This window comes from uncultured Serinicoccus sp. (assembly GCF_947500995.1).
Lineage (GTDB): Bacteria > Actinomycetota > Actinomycetes > Actinomycetales > Dermatophilaceae > Ornithinicoccus.
Map to the genome: position 1 here is coordinate 44,367 of NZ_CANMUA010000011.1, position 23,840 is coordinate 68,206.

Below are 23,840 nucleotides of genomic sequence, written 5' to 3' on the forward strand. Positions count from 1 at the left end.
TGAAGATTCTACGGTCGGGCCCTCCGGCTCACCCATTCCCGGCGTACGGACCCCCGCTCGCCGACGGCGACCACCCGGCGCCGCAGGACGTGCGGGCCGACCGACGACGCACCGCATACCGTGCGGTGCCCGCACGAGCGGTCACCCGCGCGGCCGGGTGAGACACTGAGGACGTCATGACAGCTTCCACGTCGCGTCCCCTGACCGCCACCTACCGCCTCCAGCTGCACGCCGGCTTCACCTGCGCCGACGCCCGGCAGGTGCTGCCCTACCTGCACGCGCTGGGGGTCAGCCACGTCTACCTCTCCCCGGTGCTCACGGCCGTCCCGGGCTCCGAGCACGGGTATGACGTGCTGGACCACACCGAGGTCAACCCCGAGATCGGTGGTCGGCCCGGTCTCGAGGCGCTCGCCGACGCCGCGCACGACCTGGGCCTGGGGGTGGTCGTGGACGTCGTCCCCAACCACATGGCGCTCGTCGCCCCGCTGTGGCGCAACCTTCCGGTCTGGGAGGTGCTGCGCGACGGGCCGACCGCCGCGCGGGCCGCCTGGTTCGACGTCGACTGGGACCACCTCGGTGGCCGGTTCGGCCTTCCCGTCCTCGGCGAGGACCTCGACGCGGTGCTCGCCCGCGGCGAGATCACCCTGGACACCGGTCGTGACGACGAGGGCCCGGCCGCCGGCCAGCCGGTCGCCCGCTACTTCGAGCACGTGCTGCCGCTCGCGCCGGGCACCGAGCAGCTGGCGCACGAGCACCCCGAGGGCCCGGGCTCCGCAGCCGCGGTGCGCTCCGTGCTGGACGCCCAGCGCTGGCTGCTCTCGTCCTGGCTCGACGCCGCCGACGTGCTGAACTACCGCCGCTTCTTCGAGGTCGACGGGCTCATCGGCGTCCGGGTCGAGCAGCCCGACGTCTTCGCCGACACCCACGAGCTGCTCCTCGACCTGCACCGCCGCGGCGTCGTCGACGGCTTCCGCATCGACCACCCGGACGGGCTGGCCGACCCCACGTCATACCTGCGGATGCTCAACGACGCCGTCCAGGAGGGCACGCCGATCTGGGTCGAGAAGATCCTCGAGGGGGACGAGCGGCTGCCGGAGGTGTGGGCCTGCGCGGGCACGACCGGCTACGACGCCAACGCGGCGCTGTCCGCCGCCCTCGTCGACCCCACGACCACCGACGTCGTCAGCGCCACGTGGGCGCAGACCGGGGGTGAGCCCGACCTGCACGTGGAGGTCGAGCGCTGCAAGCGGCTCGCTGCCACCGAGCTGCTGCGCCCCGAGGTCGCCCGGCTCATGCGGCGGGCGGTGCAGGCACTGCCGCGGCACGACGAGGACCGGCTGCGCGACGCGCTGGTCGAGCTGCTGGTCTCGGTGCACGTCTACCGCGCCTACGTCCGGCCCGGGGCCGCCCCGACCGAGGCCGACGAGGCGCTGGTCCAGCCCCTGCTGGACGGTCAGGAGCGCGCCCGCGCGGCCCGGCCCGAGCTAAGCGCGGAGATCGACGCGCTCACCGACGTCCTCGCCGACCCGCAGGGGTGCGCCACCGACCCCGCGGCCGCGGCCGACCTGTGCGTGCGCTTCCAGCAGACCACCGGCCCGGTCATGGCCAAGGGCATCGAGGACACCGCGTTCTACCGCTGGCACCGCCTCGTCGCGCTCAACGAGGTGGGCGCCGACCCGGCCGTCGGTCTCGACCCCGCGCACGGCGTGGCCACCCTGCACGCCTGGGCCCGCCACCAGGCCGGGCACTGGCCCGCCGGCATGACCACCCTGTCCACCCACGACACCAAGCGCAGCGAGGACGTCCGCGCCCGGATCCTGGCCGTCTCCGGCGACGGCGAGTCGTGGCAGGCCGTCTCCCGGCTCGCGCTCGAGGCCGCGGCCCGCCACGGGGTGGACGGGGAGACCGCACACCTGATCTGGCAGACCCTGGTGGGGGCCGGCCGGGTCGACACCGAGCGGCTGGACGCCTACCTCACCAAGGCGGTGCGCGAGGCCAAGGTGCGCTCGACGTGGACCGAGCCGGACGAGGACTACGAGGGCCGGGTGCTCGCGCTCGCCCACGAGATGCTCGGCGAGGGGGAGGGCGAGGGCAAGGGCGAGGTCTCCGAGGCGATCGCGGCCGCCGTCCGCGACAACGCGCCGACGATCCGCACCCTGACGCTGGCGCAGAAGATCCTGCAGCTCACCCTCCCCGGGATCCCGGACACCTACCAGGGCTCCGGCGTGGTGGACCTGTCCCTCGTCGACCCCGACAACCGACGGCCGGTCGACTACGACGAGCGCATCGACCGGCTGCAGCGCCTGGACGCCACGGGGTGGACGGGCGACCTGTCCGACGAGGTGCTCTGGGTGACCTCGCGGGTGCTGCGCCTGCGGTCCTGGCTCCCGCAGGCCTACGGCCCCGGGGCCGACTACGCCCCCGTCGACGCGGGCGAGCACGTGCTCGGCTTCCTGCGTGGCGGGGTGGCGGCGACCCTCACCATCCGGGCGCCCCGCGCGCTGGGTGCGGCCGGCGGTCTCGGGGGACAGCGCATACCCCTGCCGCCAGACCTCTGGGTCGACGCGCTCACCGGCGCGGAGCACCCGGTCGGCGAGGACGCGGACGGCCCGCTCGCGGCCGACGTCTTCGCCCAGGGCCCGGTCGCGCTGCTGGTGCGGGCCGCCGACCTGCGGGAGGGTGGCCGATGAGCGCGGAGCAGGTGCGCCTGTGGGCGCCCGACGCCGAGCAGGTCGAGCTGGTGCTCGGTGCCGACGGGGGCACGCGGGTGCCCATGGCGGCGTCCGGGTCGAGTGGTGGTGCCGGCACCGCGTCGGGAGACGGCTGGTGGTCGGTCACCGCCGACGTCGCCGCGCACGGTGGGCGCTACGCCTTCGCCGTCGACGACGGCGACCCGGTGCCCGACCCCCGCTCCCGGCACCAGCCGGACGGGGTCCACGCCGCCAGCGCGCTCGTCGACACCGGCGCCTTCCCCTGGACCGACCAGGGCTGGGGCGGGGTGCCCATGGAGCGCGCGGCCGTCTACGAGCTGCACGTGGGGACCTTCACCGAGGCGGGCACCTTCGACGCCGCCGCCGAGCGGCTCGGCCACCTCGTCGAGCTGGGGGTGAGCGTCGTGGAGCTCATGCCCGTGGCCGCCTTCCCCGGTCGGCACGGGTGGGGCTACGACGGCGTCGCGCTGTATGCCGTGCACGACGCCTACGGCGGGCCGCAGGGGCTGGCCCGTTTCGTCGACGCCGCCCACGCCGCCGGGCTCGCCGTGTGGCTGGACGTCGTCTACAACCACCTGGGCCCCAGCGGCAACTACCTGCGGCAGACCGGGCCCTACTTCACCGACCGGCACCACACCCCCTGGGGCGAGGCGGTCAACCTCGACGGGCCGGGCAGCGACGGGGTCAGGGCCTACCTGCTGGACAACGCCCGGATGTGGCTGGAGGACTACCACCTCGACGGGCTCCGGCTCGACGCCGTGCACGCGCTGCACGACGAGCGGGCCGTGCACCTCCTGGAGGAGCTCGCCGAGCTGGCCGACGCCCTCACCGCGCGCACCGGGGTGCCGCGCTCGCTGGTCGCCGAGTCCGACCGCAACGACCCCGCGACCGTCTCGCGACGCGGGCCGGGTGGTGCCGGAGGTCTCGGGCTGCACGGGCAGTGGGCCGACGACGTGCACCACGCGCTGCACGTCCTCCTCTCGGGGGAGTCCCAGGGCTACTACGGCGACTTCGCCGACCCGGGGGCCGTCCCCCAGGTGCTGGGTCGCACGCCCTTCTTCCACGACGGCACCCTCTCGACCTTCCGGGGGCGGGTGCACGGGCGCCCGGTCGACCTCGAGGTCACCGAACCCTGGCGCTTCGTCGCCTCGCTGCAGACCCACGACCAGGTCGGCAACCGGGCGGTCGGGGACCGGCTGCACCACGGCATACCGGCCGGTCGGCACGCGGTCGGGGCGGCACTGCTGCTCACCGCGCCCTGGACGCCGATGCTCTTCATGGGCGAGGAGTGGGGCGCCTCGACGCCGTGGCAGTACTTCACCGACCACGAGGAGGAGTGGCTCGCGCAGTCGATCCGGGAGGGCCGGCAGGCGGAGTTCGCCGAGCACGGCTGGGCCGGGGAGGTGCCCGACCCGCAGGACACCGGGACGGTGGCGGCCTCGACCCTGCGCTGGTCCGAGGTGGGTGAGGGGGAGCACGCCGAGGTGCTGGCGTTCTACCGCGCCCTGCTGCACTGGCGGCGGGACACCGCGCCGCAGGTGCGCGGGACCGTCGGCGAGGTGGCCCGGCAGCCGGACGGCACCGGTGGGGAGGTCCTCACGGTCGTGCGTCCCGGGGTCGCGGTCGTGGCCCGGCTGGGCGGTGAGGGCGAGATCCCCGTGCCGCTGCCGGCCGGTGACGACGGCGCACCGGTGAGGGCCGACCTCGTCGCGGCCTTCCCGGCCGAGGTCGGCGAACGGCTGCGGGGGGTCGTGGGCGGCCCGGACGGTGGTCGGGGCGGCACGCAGGACGACGAGGAGGCTGCCGGAGAGCTCCGGCTCGGCCCGGACAGCGTGGTGGTGGTGCGGCGATGAGCGAGGACGCGCCGCGTCGCCGGTTCCACCGGCCCACGCTGCGGCCGCCGGACCGGCTCGAGGACGCCTCCGAGCAGGTCGACCCGCTCGAGGTCGCCGAGGCGGCCCACCGCAGCGCCGAGCTGGTGGTCGGCCGGGGCCGCGCCGAGTCGGCCCGGGACAGCGAGCTGACCTCCCGACTGGTGGGGCTGGTCGGTGAGGTGGGGCTGGCCACGGTCGCCCAGCTGTGGTCGGACCGGCCGGCCCGCAGCCTGCCCGGGGCCCTGTGGCGGATCTACCTGCTGCACGAGTGGGTGCTGCGCCAGCCCGAGGAGGTCGGGCGCCGGTTCGTCGCCGGGTCCGGGCACACGGAGGTCTACCACGCGATCGCCGGGGTCGCCGAGCCCCCCGACCCGGACGCGCTGCGCCGCCTCACCGAGCAGATCCTCGGGGGCGTCTTCACCGGCGACCTCGCGATCGCCCTCGAGCGCGCCAGCGCCTTCTGCCACGTCATGGCGGTGGGGCTCGCCGACCCGGGGGACGACGGCATACCGTCCGAGCAGGTGACCCGGGCCGCGCGCCTGCGCGACACCGCCGACGACCTCGCCGCCTGCGCCGGCCTCTGGCGCCTGGGCGACCTGCACTGACCGCGAGGATTCCGCGCGCAGTCCCCGGCCCGCAAGGGCGCGACTGCACCGGGTATGTCGTGGAATCGCCCCGGGCGGCGACCTATCCGCTGCAGTCGCGCACCACCGGACGCGGGATCGGGCACGAGACGTCGTGACGAACCCGAGGGGCGTCCTCCGCACCTCCCGGTGCAGGTTTGGGGGAACCTCGGGCAGAGGCGTACCGTGGTCTGCGCGTGCCGGGCCGCGGCAGCCCCGGGCTCCAACACACGCCGCTTCGAGCGGCCACGCGCCGAGAGGCGCTCCCGGCCCGGCACGCACACTCTCCCCCTCCGGCCCCCCGGTCAGCTCCGCCGTCTGCCGCGAGCCCGGCGTCCCGCTACCGCGAGGGCCGGCGGGTCGGGGGCGGCTCAGCGGGGCCGGTACCTCGTCGCCGCGAGGACCTGGGCCGCCGTCCCGGAGCCGGTCATGGTGCAGGCCAGGACCTCGCCCTTGTCCATCGTCACTTCCGTGAGGCGCCGCAGGGCGCGCACCTCGGACCGCTCCATGCCCGCGGCGGTCCGCTCGAGCAGCGCGCGCACGAGGTCGGGAAGCAGCGGACCGTGGGTGCACAGCGCGGTCGAGACGCCCCCCTCGAACACCCTCCCCAGGTGCTTGCCCAGCTTGCGGGGGTCGCTCTCGAAGCCCTCCTCCGACAGCCCCTTCCTCGTCGTGACGCCCAGCCCGGCCGACCGCGCGAACGGCGCGAGGGTGTCGGTGCAGCGCACCGAGGGGCTGCTGAGCAGCCGCTCCGGACCGTATGCCGTCAGCAGGTCCGCGAGCCGGTGCGCCGAGCGGCGCCGCCCGGGTCCGGTGAGGGGCCGCAGCGGGTCCGGGCCGGACCAGTCGCCCCGGGCGACGGCCATGGCGTGGCGCACCACGAGGAAGGTCCACGTCGGGAGCCGCTGCGACTCGTGCAGGTCGACCACGGCCGCCAGCTGCTCCCGGTCCCGGTCGTAGCTCAGGCGGCGACCGGCCAGCGCCGGCGAGAGCCAGCGCACCTCGTCGACCTCGTGCTCCAGGGCCCCCTTCCCGCCGACGACCTCGCCCACCCAGTAGTGCACGAGCTTGTCGGAGCCACCGGACAACCGGTAGCGCGAGACCGGCAGCGGGGCCCCCAGCCGCACCCGCAGCCCGGTCTCCTCCCACGTCTCGCGCACGGCCGCGACCGGGTAGTCCTCCCCGCGCTCCAGCTTGCCCTTGGGCCAGGACCAGTCGTCGTAGCGCGGCCGGTGCACGAGGGCGACCTGCAGCCCTCCCTTGCGGACACGCACCGGCAGCACCCCGCCGGCGCGCACGACCGGCGGACCGGCGCCGCTCATGCCTCCGCGTCCCCCGCGGCATACATGACGTCGACCGCGGAGCGCTCGAAGCCGAGGCGCTGGTAGGTCGCGATCGCCGGTGCGTTGTCCCCGTCGACGTAGAGCGTGGCCTCCTGCACGCCGCAGGCGCGCAGGTGCTGCAGCCCCAGCAGCGTCACCGCGGTCCCGAGCCCCCGGCCCTGGTAGTCGGGGTCCACCCCGACGACGTAGACCTCGCCCGTCTCGGGGTGGTCGGTCTCGACCTTGGTCCAGTGGAAGGCCGCCATCCGGGCGCGGCCGTCGGGGTCGACCTCGGTGGTGTCCTCCACGACGAGGAAGCCCGAGGGGTCGAACCACGGCTCGTGCTGGCGGTCCTGCAGGTCCGCCAGGGTCGTGCGGCCCTGCTCGGCGTGGTCGGCGAAGGCTCGCGCGTTGATCGCGAGCCAGGCCTCGTCGTCGGCGCCGACCCGGTAGGCCCGCACGGCGAAGCCCTCGGGCAGCTCCACGTGATCGGGCAGGTCGGCCCACTCGCCGGCCAGCGGCCGGGCCATCTGCCAGAGCTCGCGGACGACCCGCAGCCCGCGGGAGGCGTAGAGCGTGCGCGCGTCCTGCAGGTCCCCGTGGCTCCACAGCCGCACCTGCGGCCAGCGCCGCAGCACGTGGTCTAGGAGGGCCCCGCCGACGCCGCGGCGTCGGTGCTCGGGGTCGACGACGAGCTCGGCGGACGGTGCCTCCGGGTCGCTGGTGTCGACGTGGCCGTAGCCGACGACCGGCCCCTGCGCGCCGTCCCGCACCACGAGGTGCACCCCCGTCTCGTGGCTGGCGCTGCTCTCCGGCAGCCGGCGTGCCTGCAGCACGGTCTGCTCGGACAGCGGTCTGACGCCGTCGTGGCCCGAGGCCCGCACGGCCAGGGCCAGCACGTCGCCCGACACGCGGCCGGGCAGTGCGGGGAGCTCGTCGATGTCGGGCTGGGGGCGATCTCCAGGCATGGGGGTCAGTCTGGCACGCAGATCAGCGCTCGGTGGTGCGCGCCCCGGTGAAGCGGTAGCCGACGCCGCGGATGGTCCCGATGAGCGACTCCCGCTCCGGCCCGAGCTTGGCCCGCAGGCGGCGGATGTGGACGTCCACGGTCCGCGTGCCGCCGTAGTAGTCCCCGCCCCAGACCTGCTGGAGCAGGATGTCGCGGGTGACCACCCGGCCCGGGTGCTGCACGAGGTAGCGCAGCAGCTCGAACTCCTTGAACGTCAGGTCCAGCGCCCGGCCCCCGGCCCGCACCGTCCAGCTCGCCTCGTCCACGACGACGTCCGCGACCCGGATGGTCTCCGGCTCCTCCGCGCCCCCCGCCCCGTTGACCGGGTCGGGCGCCGGACCGGCGTCGCGCGGCCCGCGGCCCAGGGCCAGCCGCAGCCGCGCGGACAGCTCGGCCGGGCTCGCGGTGGCGATGACCAGGTCGTCCATCGGCCACTGGTCGTCGAGGACCGCGAGGGCGCCCTCGCCGACGACGGCGAGCACCGGCACCCCCAGACCCAGGGCGGACAGCGAGCGCAGCACCCCGCGGGCCTGCACCAGGTCGGCGGTCGCGTCCACGAGCACGAGGTCCGGGTCGCCCCGGCTGACGAGGGTGCCGACGTCCATCCCCAGGACCGAGACCCGGTGCGGCAGCAGGGCCAGACCGGGCAGCACGAGCGCCGCCGAGGTGTCCTCGGCGGGGCGCGGGGTGAGCAGGACCAGGTCGGCCACGGACCCAGGATAAGGAGTCACCCCGCCTGCGGGCTCCACCAGGACGGGTGCGGCAAGATGGAGGTATGCCGTACCCCACCTCGAGCGCGCGGGTCGCCGATGCCCCCACGCCAGCACTGGTGGGGGCGCTGGCGGTGGTGGTGTGCGCCGTGGCGGGCCTGCTGGCCGTGTCGGCGGTCGCCGCGCCCTGGCTGCTGTCGGTGACCCTCGCGGCGTGCGCCGTGGTGGTCGCCTGGGGCTGGTCGGGCACCCTCGGGCTGCCCTCGCCGCGGGGCACCGCCGCGGTGCTCCTCATCGGAGGGCTCGCGCTGGTGGTCTCGGTGGGGGTCCGCCAGGAGGAGCCCTGGCTGGAATGGGTCCCGGCGGCCCTGGCGCTGGCGATGATCACCGCCTTCCTGCACCAGATCCTGCGTCGGGACGGCCGGCCCCGGGTGGTGCAGTCGGTCAGCGCCGTGGTGCTCGGGCTGGCCCTGGTGGCATGCGGGATCCTCATGGTCCCCGCGAGCCACACGGCGGGGGGCATCGGGCTCCTGCTGGGGGCCCTGGCCGCGTCCGCGGCCTCGTCGGTGACGGACCTGGCGGTCCGCTGGCGGGCGCTGGCCGGGTGGCTGCTGGCGCTGGCCATGGCCGGGGGTGCTGCCGCCTCGCTCGGCGTCGCGCTCTCGCTCGGGGCGCCGTGGGAGACCTGGGTGCTGCTCGGGGTGGCGGCCGGGGCGGTGAGCCACGCCCTGCGGGCCGTGCTGGTGGGGCTGCCCACGCTGGTGCACTCACGCCCCCGCCTGGTGACGGGCGTCCTGTCGGTGCTCGTCGTGGGCGTCACGCCCTACCTCGTGGGCCTGGCGTTCCTGCCCTCGTCCTTCCCCGGCTGAGCGTCCTCAGACCCGCCGGAGCTCGGCGGACATGTAGGACTGCATCTCGTGCCCGTGCGCGGCCATGTCCATGACCCACATGAGGTTGCTGTTGACGTAGCCGTAGAGCCGCTGCGCCGCGGCATACTCCGGGGAGCTGGGGCTGCGCACGATGCTGTCGGTGGCGACCTCGACCTTGGCCTGGCCGGTCTTGCCGTAGTACATCTCGACGACGCCGGTCGGGTGGGCGAGGAGCAGCTCGACGTCGCCGTCCGGCTGCGGTCGCCAGTAGCCGCTCTCGACGGCGAAGATCTCCTCCTTCTCGCCCTGCTCGTCGAGCAGCCAGGTCCGGGAGGTCCAGTGCAGGAACGGGCGACCGTCGTGGGTCACCTCGACCTCCTGGCCGAAGTTGCGGGACGTCATCGTCGGGTAGCCGACGACCCCCGCCCCGGCCCAGGTGCCGAGCAGCCAGGCGAGGGGGGCGTTGTCCGGGTGCATGGTCGGGTCGAGTTCGATGGGCACCCCACCATGGTAGGGACTAGCCGCCGAAGCCCGAGCGCGGGGACACCGGGTCGGTGTAGTCCTCCATGGTGTCGTTCTTCAGGTGCTCGGAGAGGACCTGCATCTGCTCGTCGGCCATGACGACGATGGAGCCGGCCACCGGGTGGTCGGCGATGCCGCTCCACGGCGCGGTCTCGAAGTGGATGTCGTCGCCGCGCACGCCGCGCATGGCGAACCCCAGGTCGCGCATGTCGCCCACCTGCAGGTCCGCGTCCACCGTGAGGTTCGTCGTCGCCGCGTCGACGAACCGGGAGAGCCGGGCCGGGTTGGTCAGCGTCTCCCGGGAGAGCGCCTCGGTCATGATCCCCTGGATGAAGGCCTGCTGACGCTGCCCGCGGGAGATGTCGCCCTGGGACAGGGCATACCGCTCCCGGACGAACTCCAGCCCGGTCGCGCCGTCCATGTGCATGACGCCCTCGGGGAAGCCGGGGGAGGCCTCGGCGACGTTGACGTCGACCCCGCCGATGGCGTCGGTCATCGCGCGGAAGCTCTCGAAGTTGACGATGACGACGTGGTCGATCGGCACGTCGATGAGCGGCTGCAGGGTCTGGACGAGCAGCGGGGCCCCGCCGTAGGAGTAGGCCGCGTTGATCTTGGAGGAGCCACCGGTGCCGGCGATCGGCACGAAGAGGTCGCGCGGGAAGTGGATGAGGTCGACCCGGTCGCGCTCGTCGTTGACGTGCATGAGCACGATGACGTCCGAGCGGCCGCGCTCCACGGACAGGTCGCGGCTGTCCGAGCCGATGATGAGGAAGTTCATGGCCTCCCCGGCCTCCGCGGGCCGCTCGGGGCTGGTGGCGACGAACTCGCTGGTCGGCACCTCGATCTCCTCGCCGTCCTCGCCCACGATGGGGGCGGCGGCGTCCTCCTCGGACTGCTCCTCGCCGGTCCCGCCGTCCGGTCCGACCGTCCCGTCCAGGTCGACCGACCCGTCGTCCTCGGCCTCGGCCTCGTCCTCACCGGGCCGGGTGGAGCCGAACCGGTCCGGGGAGATGGTCACGACCGAGTTGTCGTCGGCGTTGAGGTCCTCCCGCTCGATGTTGCCCTCGACGGTCCGCTGGAGGAAGAACGCGTAGCCGCCCAGGGCGAGGACCCCCACGAGCGCCAGCAGGCCCACCCCGACGACGAGGGCACGCACCGGGTGGCGTGATCCGCGGTCGCGGGTGGGCTGGTCCTCGCGGTGGCGGGAGGTGTCGTGAGCCGGCATGGGCCGGATTGTATGCCTGCAGCCTGCATGTTCTCCGTGACGACGGGCGCGTACCGTGGTGGTGGTGACCGGCCCGGACGTCAGGAGGAGGAGACGATGAGCGTGCTGCTGGAGCGGCAGGGGGCCGTGGACGGCACCGGGGTCGACGCGGGGGTGGCCGCGCACTACGGCAACCCGCACCGTGAGCAACGGCTGCTCGCCGAGGGGCTGGCCGTCGTCGACCTCTCCCACCGCGGCGTGGTCACGGTCACCGGTGCGGACCGGTTGAGCTGGCTGCACTCGCTGACGACCCAGCAGCTGGTCGACCTGCCCGCCCGGCGCTCGGCCGAGACGCTCGTCCTCTCGCCCAAGGGGCACGTCGAGCACGCGCTGCACGTCGTCGACGACGGCACGACCACGTGGATCACCACCGAGCCGGGCGCGGCCGCGGCGGTGGCGGGCTGGCTGGACTCGATGCGGTTCATGCTGCGGGTGGAGGTCGCCGACGTCAGCGCGGCGTACGCCGTGCTCGGCGAGCCGGTCGCCCGCGAGTCGGTCGACGGCGAGCCGGTCGCCTGGGTGGACCCGTGGCCGGGGCCGGTCGGCGACACGTTCTGCTACGGCCCCGAGGGGGAGGAGCACCCGGGCCACGGCCGCGCCTGGCGCGAGCTCCTCGTGCCCCGCTCCGAGCTCGCGGCGGCGGTGGGCGACCGGCCGCTCGCCGGCACCTGGGCGGCGGAGGCGCTGCGGGTCGCCGCCTGGCGGCCCCGGGCCGGCGTGGACACCGACCACCGCACCATCCCGCACGAGCTGGACTGGCTGCGCACGGCCGTCCACCTGCACAAGGGCTGCTACCGGGGCCAGGAGACGGTCGCCCGGGTGAAGAACCTCGGACGCCCGCCCCGGCGGGTCGTCTTCCTGCACCTCGACGGCTCGGGGCACGTCATCCCCGAGGCGGGGACCGAGCTGACGCCGCTGGAGGGGGGTCGTGCGGTCGGCCGGCTCACCACGGTGGCGCGGCACGCCGAGGACGGACCGATCGCGCTGGCGCTGGTCAAGCGCAACCTCGACCCCGGTATGACGCTGCTCGCCGACGGCGCGTCCGCCGCGCAGACGGTGGTCGTCGCCGGCTGAGCGAGGGCATACCCGGGCCTCCCGGGGTGCCGGGGCTCCGGGGACGGCTGGCAGGATCGGGCGCATGGCAGCCCACCCCCCGCAGACCTCCGACTCACCCCTGGCGTCCGCGCCGGTCGTCGCCGAGGTGGTGCGCAACGGCTTCGTCGAGTCCGTGCACCACGGCGTCGTCGCGCTGACCGGCCCGGACGGCTCGCCGGAGCTCGCCCTCGGGCCCGTCGACGCGCCGATCCTGCCGCGGTCCTCGCTCAAGCCCCTGCAGGCGGTCGCCATGCTGCGCGCGGGCGCCGTGCTGGAGGGGGAGCTGCTCGCGCTCGCCTGCGCCAGCCACTCGGGGGAGGAGCGACACCTCGAGGGGGCCCGGCGGATCCTCGCCTCCGTGGGTCTGGACGAGTCGGCGCTGCGCAACACGCCCGAGCTGCCGTTCGACGAGGACGAGCGGCGGCGCTGGGTGCGGGAGGGGAGTCCCGCGACCTCGCTGGCGCAGAACTGCTCGGGCAAGCACAGCGGCATGCTGGCGGCCTGCGTGGCGGCGGGCTGGGACACCGGCAGCTACCTCGACCCCGAGCACCCGCTGCAGCGGCTCGTCGTCGAGGTGGTGGAGGAGCTCACCGGCGAGCCCGTCGCGGTCTCGACGGTGGACGGGTGCGGGGCGCCCGCGCTCGGCGTGTCCTCCACCGGGCTGGCCCGGGCCTTCGGGCGGATCGCCGCGGCGGACGCCTCGACCGAGGAGGGGCGGGTCGCGGAGGCGATCCGGCGCCACCCGGAGTTCCTCGGCGGCACCGGTCGCGACGTGACCGAGCTCATCGCGGCGGTGCCCGGCCTCATCGCCAAGGACGGCGCGGAGTCGGTCTACGCCGTGGGGCTGGCGGACGGTCGCGGCCTGTCCGTCAAGATCACCGACGGCGGGGAGCGGGCTCGGGTGGTCGTCGCGACCGCCGCCCTGCGCCGGGCGGGGGCGCACGAGCTGGGTCCTGAGGCGGCGGACGTGATGGACGCCCTCGACGCGCGGGCGGTGGTGCGCGGGCACGGAGAGCGGGTCGGCGCGGTGCGCGCCGTGCTGCCCGAGGCGCGCTGATGCGGGCACGGGCGGTGTCCCCCGGGCACGGCCGGCCGGGGGCGGGCTAGTGCGGGCGGTGCTGCAGCGGGTCACCCGGGCTGCGGTGAGGGTCGAGGGCGAGGTGGTCGGGGAGATCACCCGTCCGGGTCTCGTGGCGCTGGTGGCCGCCACCCACGACGACGGCCCGGCCGACGTGGCGACGATGGCGCGCAAGATCGCCGAGCTGCGGATCCTGCGCGAGGAGCGGTCGGTGCTCGAGACCGGGGCGCCGGTGCTGGTGGTCAGCCAGTTCACCCTCTACGGCAGCACCCGCAAGGGCCGACGTCCCTCCTGGGGCGACGCGGCGCCGGGGGCGGTGGCCGAGCCCCTGGTCGAGGCCGTCGTGGCGGCGCTGCGGGAACGGGGCGTCGAGGTCGCCACCGGCCGCTTCGGCGCGATGATGGAGGTCGAGCTCGTCAACGACGGCCCGTTCACCCTGCTCGTCGACACCTGACCGCTCGAGCCAGGGCCCGTCACCGTCACCACCGCACAGGACGCGTGCTCAGGCCGCACCGGACGCGTGCTCAGACCGCACCGGACGCGTGCTCAGACCGCACCGGGCATACCCCCGACCCGGGGGGGGTCACCAGGGGCCGTAGGGACCCATGTGGCTGGACGCCCCGCCGTGCCCCTGGACCGACTTCACGGCCGGGCGGACGTCCGCGAGGTAGACCGCGGCGGCGACCACGGCGATGACGTTGAAGATCGAGAACGGGCTGAACATGAAGATGAAGCCGATGAGCGCCGCGCCGCCGGTGAGGAGCAGCCAGAACTGCTTGGTCCGCTTGCCCGCGGCGGCGAACGCGTCGGCCCGGGTGCGGGCGCAGTCGATGAGCGCCCACAGCATCATCCCGAAGACCGCGACGCCCACGACGACCTGCAGCAGGTTCTGTGCCTCGTAGATGGCTGGCATGCAACCACCCTACGCCGCCTGGCTGGACGCAGCCTGTCGGCGGCGGGCGACGTCCGGTGTATGCCTGGCACGCGTCCGGTGTATGCCTGGCACGCGTCCGGTGTATGCCTACCGCGCGTCCGGTGCGGGGGTGGAGGTCGTCGAGGTGGGGGCGACGGCGGGCCAGGCGACGGTGAGCTCACCGAGGCGCCACCGGGCGACGCCGCCGCTCACCGGCCAGCCGTCCCCGCGCAGGGCGCGGGCGGTGGCCACGAACCGCTGGCGGGCGCCGTAGCTCGCCATCGGCGCCGACCTCGCCCATGCGGACTCCAGCGCCCCGAGGAAGGCGTGCACGGGCTCGCCCGGGACGTTGCGGTGGATGAGCACCTTGGGCAGCCGCTCGGCGACGACCGAGGGCGACTCCAGCCCCGCCAGACGCAGCGACAGGGTGAGGGACAGCGGCTCCGGCCCCCCGTCCGGACCACGACGGACGTCCACCCAGCTCGCCAGCCGGCCCAGCTCGTCGCAGGTGCCCTCCACGAGCGCGCCACCCGGGGCCAGCCTCTGCGTCACCCGGGTCCAGGCCGGCGCCACCTCGTCCTCGGCATACTGGCGCAGCACGTTGAACGCCCGCACCACCGTCGGTCGCGCGTCCGCCCCCAGCGCCCCCGGCAGCGGCACCTCGAAGCCGCCGAGCGCGAAGTCCACCCCAGGCGGGTCCGCCAGCGGGCGACCCCGCTCGACCCGTACGGGGTCGATCTCCACCCCGACCAGCCGGACGTCCTGGCGCACCCGGCGCAGCCGGTCGGCCAGCTCCAGCACGGTGACCGGCGAGGCGCCGAAGCCCAGGTCGACCACCACGGGCGGCTCCGGCGCCGCCCGCAGGAGGCCGCCCAGCGCGTACCCCATCCAGCGGTCCACCTTGCGCAGCCGGTTGGGGTTGGTGGTGCCGCGGGTGATAGCGCCGACGGGTCGGCGGACGGGGCGGGCGGGCACCGACCCAGACTAGGTCGACCCCCGGCGCCGCGTGCCACACTGCTGGCGTGACGACGACCGCCGCCGACCCGCCGGTCCGCCGGGTCGCGATGGTCTCGCTGCACACCTCACCGCTGCAGCGGCCGGGCACCGGGGACGCGGGCGGTCTCAACGTCTACGTCGTGGAGACGGCGACCCGGCTCGCGCGTCGTGGCGTCGAGGTCGACATCTTCACCCGCGCGGGCTCCGACGGGTCCGGGAGCGTCGAGCTCGAGCCGGGCCTCGACGTGACGGTGCACCACGTCCCGGCCGGGCCGCGCGAGGGGGTGCCCAAGGACGAGCTCCCGGGTCACCTCTGCGCCTTCGCCGACGACCTGTCGCGGCACGTCGCCGGCCTCGCCGAGGGGCACTACGACGTCATCCACGCCCACTACTGGCTGTCCGGCCAGGCCGGCGGCCTCACCGCCCGACGCTTCGACGTGCCGCTGGTGCAGACCATGCACACCATGGCCCGGGTCAAGAACGCCGCGCTCGCGGCGGGCGACACCCCCGAGCCGCAGACGCGGGTCGCGGGCGAGCAGGAGCTCGTCGACCGGGCTGACGCGCTGGTCGCCAACACCCCGTCCGAGGCCCGCGACCTCGTGCAGCTCTACTCCGCCGACCCCGCACGCGTGCACGTCGTCCCGCCCGGGGTCGCCCTGGAGACCTTCCGGCCCGGGGACCGCGCCGCCGACCGCCGCGCCCTCGGGCTGGCGCCGCAGGACCGGGTGCTGCTCTTCGTCGGCCGCATCCAGCCGCTCAAGGCCCCCGACGTGCTGGTGCGCGCGGCCGCCGAGCTGGTCCGGCGTGACCCCGCGCTGCGCGACCGGCTGGTCGTCTCGGTGCTGGGCGGGCTCTCGGGCTCCGGCACGGCCACCCCGGGGGCGCTGCAGCAGCTGGCCGCCGCCGAGGGCGTCGAGGGGTTGGTGCACGTCGCCCCGCCGGTGACCCGTGCGGAGCTGGCGCGCCGCATGCGGGCCGCCGACCTCGTGGTCGTGCCGTCCCACAACGAGTCCTTCGGGCTGGTCGCCATCGAGGCCCTGGCCTGCGGCACCCCGGTCCTGGCCGCGCGCGTCGGCGGGCTGCCGCTCGCGGTGGGGGAGGCCGGCGTCCTGGTCGACGGGCACGACCCGGGCACGTGGGCGGACGCCCTGCAGCACGCGCTGCGGCGTCTCGAGGACGCGCAGGAGCGGGCGGCGTGGTCGGCGCAGGGCGTGGCGCACGCGCAGGGCTACTCGTGGGAGCGCACGGTGGACGCCCTGCTGTCGGCCTATGCTGCCGCGAAGGACCAGCACGCACGTCGGCGAGGAGGCCCGCATGGATGAGTCCGCGCAGACCCGGCTCCGCGAGCAGCTCGACGCCCTCGGGGTCGCCTGGGAGGTCGGCACCCGTCCGGGGGAGACCGCGGTCGCCCTGCCGGGGGAGCGCAAGCTGCGGACCGTCCTGTCCCTCGTCGTGGGGGAGCGCGCGCTGGAGCTGCGCGCCTTCGTCATCCGCAACCCGGACGAGAACCACGAGGCGTTCTACCGCTACCTCCTGCGACGGGCGCTGCGGCTGCCCGGCGTGGGGTATGCCGTGGACGCCAGTGGCGACGTCTACCTCACCGGACGCGTCCCGCTGGCCGGGCTCGTGGACGAGTCGGTGCTCGACGAGATGCTCGGCGCGGTGCTGGCGGCCTGCGACGAGCCCTTCAACGAGCTGCTGCGACTGGGTTTCTGGACCTCGATCCGGCGCGAGTGGGCCTGGCGGGTGGACCGCGGCGAGTCCACCGCCAACCTCGAGGCCTTCCGGGCCGAGCTCGAGTCCTCGACCGAGGGCCCGGTCGGTCGGCCCTGATCGGTAGGGTGGGCCGCATGAGCGAGGCCGCATACACCCTGATCCTGCTGCGCCACGGCGAGAGCCGGTGGAACGAGAAGAACCTCTTCACCGGGTGGGTCGACGTCGACCTCACGCCGACCGGCCACGAGGAGGCGCGCCGGGCCGGCGAGCTGCTGCTGGAGGAGGACCTGCTGCCGGACGTCCTGCACACCTCCCTGCTGCGTCGCGCGATCACCACCGCCAACACCGCGCTGGACGTCGCCGACCGCCACTGGATCCCCGTGCACCGGCACTGGCGGCTCAACGAGCGCCACTACGGGGCGCTGCAGGGCCTGGACAAGGCGCAGACGCGGGAGAAGTACGGCGAGGAGCAGTTCATGGCCTGGCGTCGTGGCTTCGACACCCCGCCCCCGCCCATCGAGGACGACGCCGAGTTCTCCCAGGCCGGCGACCCCCGCTACGCCGACCTCGGCGAGGACCTGCCGCGCACCGAGTGCCTCAAGGACGTCGTCGCCCGGATGCTGCCCTACTGGGACGACGCGATCGTCCCCGACCTGCGCGAGGGGCAAACGGTGCTGGTCGCCGCCCACGGCAACAGCCTGCGGGCCCTGGTCAAGCACCTCGACGGCATCAGCGACGAGGACATCGCGGGGCTCAACATCCCCACCGGCATCCCGCTGCTCTACGAGCTCGACGCCGACCTCGCGCCGACCACCCCGGGCGGGCGCTACCTCGACCCGGCGGCCGCCGCCGACGCGATCCAGGCCGTCGCCGACCAGGGCAAGAAGTAGACCTCCGGGGGGCTGCGCCCCCCGGACTCCCCCCGCCCGCGCCCGGCTGGAGCGGTCGAGTCAGCTGGTCTCGAACTTGTAGCCCAGCCCGCGGACCGTGACGATGTGCTGCGGGTGCGACGGGTCGGGCTCGATCTTGGCGCGCAGCCGCTTGACGTGCACATCCAGGGTCTTGGTGTCGCCGACGTAGTCGCTGCCCCAGACCCGGTCGATGAGCTGGCCCCGGGTGAGCACCCGCCCGGCGTTGCGCAGCAGCATCTCGAGCAGCTCGAACTCCTTGAGCGGCAGCGACACGGACTTCCCGTCCACGGACACCGTGTGCCGCTCCACGTCCATGCGGACCGGCCCGGACTCGACGGTGGACGGCATGAGCTCCTCGGGCTCGCTCTGCCGGCGCAGCACCGCCTTGATCCGGGCGAGCAGCTCGCGGCCGGAGTAGGGCTTGGTGACGTAGTCGTCGGCGCCCAGCTCCAGGCCGACCACCTTGTCGACCTCGGAGTCCTTGGCGGTGAGCATGATGACCGGCACGCTCGAGCGCTGGCGGAGGGCCCGGATGACGTCGACGCCGGACATGCCCGGCAGCATGAGGTCCAGGAGGACGAGGTCGGCGCCGTTGCGCTCGAACTCGGACAGCCCGTCCGTCCCCGTCTCGGTGACGGTGACGTCATACCCCTCCTTCTGGAGCAGGTAGGCCAACGGGTCGGAGAAGGACTCCTCGTCCTCCACCACCAGGATCTGGGTCATCGGGTCACCTTTCCTCGGTCAGGTCGGTCCGCCTTCGAGGCGGGTGTCGGGGCGTCGCCGTGGGCGGGGTCGAACACCTGGACGGGGCGCCCCTGCTGGTACGGCGCGGGGGTGCCGACGGCGCGCGTCTCACCGACGGCGGCGGGGAAGCGCAGGGTGAAGGTCGAGCCCTGCCCCTCCTCGCTCCAGACCGAGACGCTGCCGCCGTGCCCGGCCATGATGTGCTTGACGATGGACAGGCCCAGCCCGGTGCCGCCGGTGCGGCGCGACCGCGCCGGGTCGACGCGGTAGAAGCGCTCGAAGATGCGCTCCTGGTCCTGCGCGGAGATGCCGCGGCCCTGGTCGGACACCGAGACCTCGACCAGGTCGTCGATTCGCCGGGTGACCACCCCGACGCGGGTCTTGTCGTCGGAGTAGGCGATCGCGTTGGTGACGAGGTTGCGGATGGCGGTCGTCACGAGGTCGTGGTCGCCATAGATGCGCAGGTTCTCCGGTCGGCCCGCGGGGGCCGCCACCACCGTGCGCGCCCCGGCCACGACCCGGGCCTGGTCCACCGCCTCCTCGGCGCAGGCCGCGACGTCCACGACGACCATGTCGGCCAGCAGGTCACCGGCCTGGAGCCGGGACAGGTCGACGATCTCGGCCACCAGGCGGGTGAGCCGCTCGCTCTCGACCTTCATCCGGCCCGCGAAGCGGCTCACGGCGTCCGGGTCGTCCGCGGCCCCGGCGATCGCCTCGGCGAGCAGGGCCAGCCCCCCGACCGGCGTCTTGAGCTCGTGGCTGACGTTGACCACGAAGTCGCGGCGCACCTCCTCCACCCGCCGGGCCTGCGTGCGGTCGTCGACGAGGATGAGCGCCAGGCCGTCGCCGAACGGGGCCACCCGCACGGCCAGCAGCACCCTGCCGGAGGACAGCGGGCCCCGGACGTACTCCAGCTCGTCCTCGGTGACCTGGCCGTGCGTGAGCACCTCGGCGACGAGCTCGCGCAGCCGGGTGTTGACGAGGTCGTTCCCCCGGACCAGCCCGAAGGCCAGGGCGGCCCCCGTGGCGACGTGCACCTGCGCCGAGCGGTCGGCGACGATGGCGCCCGAGCGCAGCACCGACAGCACCTGCGTGGCGCCCTCGGGCACGACCCCGACCGGCGGGGCGCCCTCGGGGTCGCCGGCGGGGCGCCCGGCGGATCGCACGAGCGACCACACCAGCGCTGCCAGCAGCAGCCCCACGAGGAGCCCCAGGAGCCCGGCGGTAAGGGGGTTCACGATGACCAGCCTAGGGTCTGCTGCTGACCACCTCGTGCACGTCGGGTGCCCGGGGGGTGCCCTGTCCGGCGAGAGTTCACCCGGGGGTCGTGCGGCGTTCACGTGGGTCTGTCACGGTTCCACGCTGGTGGCACCTGTCCGGGTGTCCGACAATGGGGCAAGAGCCCCGTCCCCCCACCCCGACCCCGAGGAGGCAGGCATGCGCAGCGCGTTCACCGAGGAGCTCGACCTCATCAGCGGACAGCTGGTGCAGATGAGCCGGTTGTCGGCGACGGCGCTCCGGCGAGCCACGGCGTCCCTCATGGAGACCGACCTCGCCCTGGCCCAGGAGGTCATCTCCGACGACCAGCTCATCGACGCCCTGCGCCGCGAGCTGGACAACCGCGCCATCGACGTGCTCGCCCGGCAGCAGCCGGTGGCGACCGACCTGCGGCAGATGGTCACCGCCCTGCGGATGAGCTCGGACCTCGAGCGCAGCGGGGACCTGGCGCGGCACGTCGCCAAGCTGACCCGGCTGCGCTACCCCGCGCCCGCCCTCCCCGACGAGCTGCGCCCGACCTTCGCGGAGATGGCCACGACCGCCGAGGCCATGATCCTGCGGGCCGGCGACATCATCGACAGCAAGGACGCCGACGGGGCGGGCGAGCTCATCCGGGCCGACGACACCATGGACCGCCTGCACCGCGAGGTCTTCCGCCTCCTGCTCGAGCCCTCGTCGGCCCAGCCGACGCAGGTGACGGTGGACGCGACGCTGCTCTCCCGCTACTACGAGCGGTATGCCGACCACGCGGTCTCGGTCGCGCTGCGCGTGGTCTACCTCGTGACCGGGGTGTGGCACGACGAGCAGCTGCCCGGGGACGACGACCGCTACCCGGGGAGCGTGCCGCGCGAGAGCTGAGAGCCCGCCGGCGACGCACGAGGCCCCGGACCTGGTCGGTCCGGGGCCTCGTCGCTGGCGCTGCTGCTGCCCGGGGATCGGCTCAGTGGTCGCCCTCGTCGTGCTCCTCGGGAGGCTCGACCGGGCCGCCGGCGTCGTCGGCGAAGATGGCGTAGGGGCCCTGCGGGAGGAGCACGGGGGCGGTGGAGGAGAGCGTCTCTCCCTCACCGCTGACGCGGACCTCGACGTTCTGGCCGGAGGGTCCCTCCAGGGCGGGCACGACGACCCGCTCGCCCTCGGTGCCGTCGTTGGACAGGCCGCCGTCCAGGCGGGCCGAGGCGTGCGGGTCGACGGTCACCTCGGGGCTCAGGCTCTCCCCGGCCACGCTCACGGTCACCGTGAGGGGCTCGGCGGTCTGGTTGATGACGGCACCGGAGACCACGGCGGGTGCTCCGTCGCCCTGAGACACCAGGAGCAGGTCGCGCACGTCGAACGCCTCGCCGTTCACCTGCACGCCGTCCGCGGGGGCGTAGACGAACGTGGTCGCCTGGGGGGAGTTGACCGAGCATCCGGTGAGGGCCAGCGCGGCGAGCGCGCCGGTCACCAGGGCAGCCGGGAGGCGGGTGCGGGAGGTGCGTGCAGTCGTCACGAGGACAGCCTAGCGTCCGGGCCGCACGCCCCGCCCGTCGTCCCCTCGGCACCTGGCCGAGGCCCGGGCGGGGGCGGTCCCCGTCCTGCGTCGACCTGCCCCGCCACCTGCACCGACGCGGCTCCCCGACCGTCCGCCGGAGCCGCGGGCGGGCCCGGCGGAGGGTGCTGCGGAGGGGGGCGTCCCGGCATACCCCGGGGGCTATGGGGACCCCGCCCGGAGCACATCACCTGATGCTTGTCAACCCTTTGACCTGCGGAAACATCGTTCTCAGGATTACGTGACCTGCGCCACGCGTGGTATCCTGGGAGTCCGCCGAAAGGGGCTTTACCACGATGACGTTCAAGGTCGGAGAGACGGTTGTCTACCCCCATCATGGGGCCGCTCTCATTGAAGAGATGAAGACGCGAACCATCAAGGGCGAGGAGAAACTCTATCTCAAGCTCAAGGTCGCCCAGGGAGACCTGACGATCGAGGTGCCGGCAGACAACTGCGACCTGGTCGGCGTCCGTGACGTCGTCGGCAAGGACGGCCTGGACAAGGTCTTCGCCGTGCTGCGCGCCGAGCACACCGAGGAGCCGACCAACTGGTCGCGCCGCTACAAGGCCAACCTCGAGAAGCTCGCCTCGGGCGATGTCATCAAGGTCGCCGAGGTCGTGCGCGACCTGTGGCGCCGGGACAAGGACCGCGGTCTGTCCACGGGTGAGAAGCGACTGCTCTCCAAGGCTCGCCAGATCCTGGTCAGCGAGCTCGCGCTCGCCGAGAAGACCAACGAGGACACCGCTGAGGCCACCCTCGACGAGGTCCTCGCCTCCTGACGATGGGGCCGGACGTCGCCGCGGGTGGCGTCGGCATCATCCTCGTCGCCGCCGGGCGCGGCACCCGCCTCGGTGCGGGTCGGCCCAAGGCCCTCGTGCCTGTCGGCACCGCCGCCCGCGCGCGGCCCCTGGTCCTCCATGCGCTGGAGCGCGCGCTGGGCACCCAGGGGCTGCGGCACGTGGTCGTCGTGGCTCCGCCGGACCCGACCGGGTGGCAGCAGATGGTCGACCAGGTCACCGGTCCGGCCGTGAGCGTCGTGCCCGGCGGGGCCGAGCGCGCCGACTCCGTCGCGGGAGGCCTGGCCGCGCTGCCGGCCGACCTCGACGTCGTGCTGGTGCACGACGCCGCCCGCGCCTTCACGCCCACCGCGGTGTTCGACCGCGTCGCCGCCGCCGTGCGGGCCGGGCACGACGCCGTGGTGCCGGCGCTGCCGGTCACCGACACCGTCAAGCAGGTCCTTGCCGAGGGGTCCGTCGAGATCGTCGCCGCCACCCCCGACCGCGCGGGTCTGCGCGCGGTGCAGACCCCGCAGGGCTTCCGTCGCGCCACCCTGGAGCGGGCGCACGGGCAGGCGCGGGGCGAGGCACGGCATACTGACGACGCGGGGATGGTCGAGGCCACCGGCGGTCGCGTCGCGGTCGTCCCCGGCGACCCCCGGGCGCTCAAGGTCACCACCCCCGGCGACCTCGAGATCGCCGCGCGCTGGGTCGACGGGGAGCGCGCAGCGGCCGAGCCCCTCCTGGTCGTCCTCGCCGGGCTGCCGGGGGTCGGCAAGACGAGGCTCGCGCGGGCCCTGTGCCGGCGGCTCGCCGCGACCCACGTGCGGGTCGACACCGTCGAGCAGGCGCTGGTGCGGGCGGGGATGCCCGGCTCCGAGGTCGGGGCGCGGGGGTATGCCGTCGCGCTCGCCGTCGCCGCCGACCAGGCCACCGCACGGCGACCGGTCGTGGCCGACCTGGTCAACGCGGTGCCCGAGGCGCGGGCGGCGTGGGAGGGCCTCGCGGCGGACGTCGGTGCCCGGCTCGTCCGCGTGGAGCTGGTGTGCTCGGACGACGACCTGCACCGCAGCCGGGTCGAGGGTCGGGTCGCCGACATCGACGGGCACCGGGTCCCCACCTGGGAGGAGGTCCGAGCGCAGGACTGGACCGCCTGGGCGGGCGCCGAGCTGAGGATCGACACCGCGACCACCGGCGTCGAGGACGCCGCCACCCTCGTCGAGGAAGCCTGCCGATGACGACCGTCGTGCCGCGCACCGGGATCGGGGTGGACGTCCACGGGTATGCCGACGACGCCCGCGCCCTCTGGCTCGCCTGCCTGGAGTGGCCGGGGGAGCGGGGCATCGAGGGGCACTCCGACGGCGACGTCGCTGCGCACGCGGCGTGCGACGCGCTGCTGTCCGCCGCGGGGCTGGGGGACCTCGGCTCGGTCTTCGGCACCGGACGACCGGAGATGGCCGGGGCCAGCGGCCGGCAGATGCTCGCCCACGTGCACGAGATGCTGACGGCGGCCGGGTGGCAGGTCGGCAATGTCGCCGTGCAGGTCGTCGGCAACCGACCCAAGGTGGGGCCGCGCCGCGCGGAGGCAGCCGCAGCCATGTCGGCGGCCCTGGGCGGGGCCGCGGTGTCGGTGAGCGCCACCACGACCGACGGGCTCGGGCTCACCGGCCGCGGCGAGGGCGTCGCCTGCATCGCCACGGCGCTCGTCGTCCCTCGCGCCTGAGCCGCCCTCGGCGTGGCCGGCTGGCTGATGGGCACGAACAGCCACGCGCTGGCGGGCTGACGCGCAGCGTCACGCTGGCGGGCACGGGCAGCCAACAGGCTGGCGAAATGCCGAGGCTGATGGGGCTGATGGGGCTGACGGGTGGACCGGGCACGCTTGTGCGTCTGGTCGTGCGTCTCCT

The 23,840-nt window shown here is 74.7% G+C and carries 24 protein-coding genes; 14 read left to right on the forward strand and 10 right to left on the reverse strand.

Translation table 11 applies throughout. From position 1 onward, the window contains the following. The first annotated feature begins 176 nt into the window (after window positions 1–176). From treY to Q0967_RS15970, 3 genes are read left to right on the forward strand one after another with little or no spacing between them, the layout of a single operon-like run. Window positions 177–2,690: a malto-oligosyltrehalose synthase gene (gene treY, locus Q0967_RS15960; RefSeq protein WP_298890740.1), complete on the forward strand. Its 2,514-nt coding sequence runs from the start codon at window positions 177–179 to the stop codon at window positions 2,688–2,690. Beyond that, window positions 2,687–4,564: a malto-oligosyltrehalose trehalohydrolase gene (treZ, locus tag Q0967_RS15965; protein ID WP_298890742.1), complete on the forward strand. Its 1,878-nt coding sequence runs from the start codon at window positions 2,687–2,689 to the stop codon at window positions 4,562–4,564. Before treY ends, treZ begins: the two co-directional genes overlap by 4 nt. Beyond that, entirely contained in the window at window positions 4,561–5,190 is a 630-nt protein-coding gene (locus Q0967_RS15970; RefSeq protein WP_298890744.1) for a hypothetical protein, read from the forward strand. The genes treZ and Q0967_RS15970 overlap by 4 nt, the downstream gene beginning before the upstream one ends. Before the next feature lie 389 nt (window positions 5,191–5,579). Here the strand turns inward: Q0967_RS15970 and Q0967_RS15975 are convergent, their stop codons facing one another. Genes Q0967_RS15975 through Q0967_RS15985 form a run of 3 tightly spaced genes read right to left on the reverse strand, consistent with a single transcriptional unit; the run spans window position 5,580 to window position 8,249 of the window. After that, on the reverse strand, window positions 5,580–6,530 hold the full coding sequence (locus Q0967_RS15975) for an NUDIX domain-containing protein (protein WP_299451016.1): 951 nt from the start codon (window positions 6,528–6,530) through the stop codon (window positions 5,580–5,582). Beyond that, on the reverse strand, window positions 6,527–7,498 hold the full coding sequence (gene mshD, locus Q0967_RS15980) for a mycothiol synthase (RefSeq protein WP_299451018.1): 972 nt from the start codon (window positions 7,496–7,498) through the stop codon (window positions 6,527–6,529). Before mshD ends, Q0967_RS15975 begins: the two co-directional genes overlap by 4 nt. A 22-nt stretch (window positions 7,499–7,520) precedes the next feature. Then, the gene (locus Q0967_RS15985; protein WP_298752472.1) at window positions 7,521–8,249 is read right to left on the reverse strand and encodes a response regulator transcription factor; all 729 of its coding nucleotides are present in this window, start codon (window positions 8,247–8,249) and stop codon (window positions 7,521–7,523) included. Between the two features lie 65 nt (window positions 8,250–8,314). On the opposite strand from Q0967_RS15985, the gene Q0967_RS15990 reads away from it, so the two are divergent. Next, window positions 8,315–9,118 carry a hypothetical protein gene (locus Q0967_RS15990; RefSeq protein WP_298752474.1) on the forward strand — a complete coding sequence of 268 codons (804 nt, stop codon included), beginning with the start codon at window positions 8,315–8,317 and terminating at the stop codon, window positions 9,116–9,118. Window positions 9,119–9,124: 6 nt separating this feature from the next. Here Q0967_RS15990 and Q0967_RS15995 read toward each other — a convergent pair whose 3' ends face one another. Beyond that, window positions 9,125–9,619: an FABP family protein gene (locus Q0967_RS15995; protein ID WP_299451022.1), complete on the reverse strand. Its 495-nt coding sequence runs from the start codon at window positions 9,617–9,619 to the stop codon at window positions 9,125–9,127. Between the two features lie 16 nt (window positions 9,620–9,635). Then, a complete protein-coding gene (locus Q0967_RS16000; RefSeq protein ID WP_299451024.1) occupies window positions 9,636–10,865 on the reverse strand; it encodes an LCP family protein in 1,230 nt (409 codons plus the stop codon). A 96-nt stretch (window positions 10,866–10,961) separates the two neighbouring features. Between Q0967_RS16000 and Q0967_RS16005 the strand changes: the two genes are divergently transcribed. The 3 genes from Q0967_RS16005 to dtd all read left to right on the forward strand — a co-directional run bounded on the left by Q0967_RS16005 (window position 10,962) and on the right by dtd (window position 13,531). Continuing rightward, window positions 10,962–11,978, forward strand: a complete 1,017-nt coding sequence (locus Q0967_RS16005; protein WP_299451025.1) for a folate-binding protein YgfZ — start codon at window positions 10,962–10,964, stop codon at window positions 11,976–11,978. A 64-nt stretch (window positions 11,979–12,042) separates the two neighbouring features. Continuing rightward, window positions 12,043–13,056, forward strand: a complete 1,014-nt coding sequence (locus Q0967_RS16010) for an asparaginase (protein WP_299451028.1) — start codon at window positions 12,043–12,045, stop codon at window positions 13,054–13,056. Between the two features lie 49 nt (window positions 13,057–13,105). Beyond that, window positions 13,106–13,531 (forward strand): D-aminoacyl-tRNA deacylase, encoded by a 426-nt coding sequence (gene dtd / locus Q0967_RS16015; protein WP_299451030.1) that lies wholly within the window; start codon window positions 13,106–13,108, stop codon window positions 13,529–13,531. Between the two features lie 129 nt (window positions 13,532–13,660). Here the strand turns inward: dtd and Q0967_RS16020 are convergent, their stop codons facing one another. Beyond that, on the reverse strand, window positions 13,661–13,990 hold the full coding sequence (locus tag Q0967_RS16020; protein WP_298752487.1) for a DUF2516 family protein: 330 nt from the start codon (window positions 13,988–13,990) through the stop codon (window positions 13,661–13,663). 108 nt (window positions 13,991–14,098) lie between these two features. Continuing rightward, complete coding sequence (locus tag Q0967_RS16025) at window positions 14,099–14,929, reverse strand: class I SAM-dependent methyltransferase (protein WP_299451150.1); 831 nt, start codon at window positions 14,927–14,929, stop codon at window positions 14,099–14,101. A gap of 83 nt (window positions 14,930–15,012) precedes the next feature. Here Q0967_RS16025 and mshA point away from each other — a divergent pair, with 83 nt between their 5' ends. The 3 genes from mshA to Q0967_RS16040 are packed head-to-tail and all read left to right on the forward strand — an operon-like array spanning window position 15,013 to window position 17,592. Continuing rightward, window positions 15,013–16,308 (forward strand): D-inositol-3-phosphate glycosyltransferase, encoded by a 1,296-nt coding sequence (gene mshA, locus Q0967_RS16030; RefSeq protein WP_298752489.1) that lies wholly within the window; start codon window positions 15,013–15,015, stop codon window positions 16,306–16,308. After that, window positions 16,301–16,819, forward strand: a complete 519-nt coding sequence (locus Q0967_RS16035; protein WP_299451034.1) for a YbjN domain-containing protein — start codon at window positions 16,301–16,303, stop codon at window positions 16,817–16,819. The genes mshA and Q0967_RS16035 overlap by 8 nt, the downstream gene beginning before the upstream one ends. 17 nt (window positions 16,820–16,836) lie before the next feature. Continuing rightward, window positions 16,837–17,592, forward strand: coding sequence for a phosphoglyceromutase (locus tag Q0967_RS16040; RefSeq protein ID WP_299451037.1), 756 nt, complete (start codon window positions 16,837–16,839; stop codon window positions 17,590–17,592). A 60-nt stretch (window positions 17,593–17,652) separates the two neighbouring features. On the opposite strand, the gene Q0967_RS16045 is transcribed toward Q0967_RS16040, so the two are convergent. Then, window positions 17,653–18,336: a response regulator transcription factor gene (locus Q0967_RS16045; protein ID WP_299451040.1), complete on the reverse strand. Its 684-nt coding sequence runs from the start codon at window positions 18,334–18,336 to the stop codon at window positions 17,653–17,655. After that, window positions 18,333–19,595, reverse strand: a complete 1,263-nt coding sequence (locus Q0967_RS16050; RefSeq protein WP_299451043.1) for a cell wall metabolism sensor histidine kinase WalK — start codon at window positions 19,593–19,595, stop codon at window positions 18,333–18,335. Before Q0967_RS16050 ends, Q0967_RS16045 begins: the two co-directional genes overlap by 4 nt. Window positions 19,596–19,794: 199 nt before the next feature. Here Q0967_RS16050 and phoU point away from each other — a divergent pair, with 199 nt between their 5' ends. Further along, the gene (phoU, locus tag Q0967_RS16055; protein ID WP_299451045.1) at window positions 19,795–20,493 is read left to right on the forward strand and encodes a phosphate signaling complex protein PhoU; all 699 of its coding nucleotides are present in this window, start codon (window positions 19,795–19,797) and stop codon (window positions 20,491–20,493) included. Between the two features lie 82 nt (window positions 20,494–20,575). Here phoU and Q0967_RS16060 read toward each other — a convergent pair whose 3' ends face one another. After that, complete coding sequence (locus Q0967_RS16060; protein WP_299451048.1) at window positions 20,576–21,121, reverse strand: hypothetical protein; 546 nt, start codon at window positions 21,119–21,121, stop codon at window positions 20,576–20,578. 335 nt (window positions 21,122–21,456) lie between these two features. Between Q0967_RS16060 and Q0967_RS16065 the strand changes: the two genes are divergently transcribed. The 3 genes from Q0967_RS16065 to ispF are packed head-to-tail and all read left to right on the forward strand — an operon-like array spanning window position 21,457 to window position 23,659. Beyond that, window positions 21,457–21,939, forward strand: a complete 483-nt coding sequence (locus Q0967_RS16065) for a CarD family transcriptional regulator (RefSeq protein WP_058889990.1) — start codon at window positions 21,457–21,459, stop codon at window positions 21,937–21,939. 2 nt (window positions 21,940–21,941) lie between these two features. Then, entirely contained in the window at window positions 21,942–23,174 is a 1,233-nt protein-coding gene (gene ispD, locus Q0967_RS16070; RefSeq protein ID WP_299451051.1) for a 2-C-methyl-D-erythritol 4-phosphate cytidylyltransferase, read from the forward strand. Then, the gene (gene ispF, locus Q0967_RS16075; RefSeq protein ID WP_299451054.1) at window positions 23,171–23,659 is read left to right on the forward strand and encodes a 2-C-methyl-D-erythritol 2,4-cyclodiphosphate synthase; all 489 of its coding nucleotides are present in this window, start codon (window positions 23,171–23,173) and stop codon (window positions 23,657–23,659) included. Before ispD ends, ispF begins: the two co-directional genes overlap by 4 nt. Window positions 23,660–23,840: the final 181 nt, after the last annotated feature.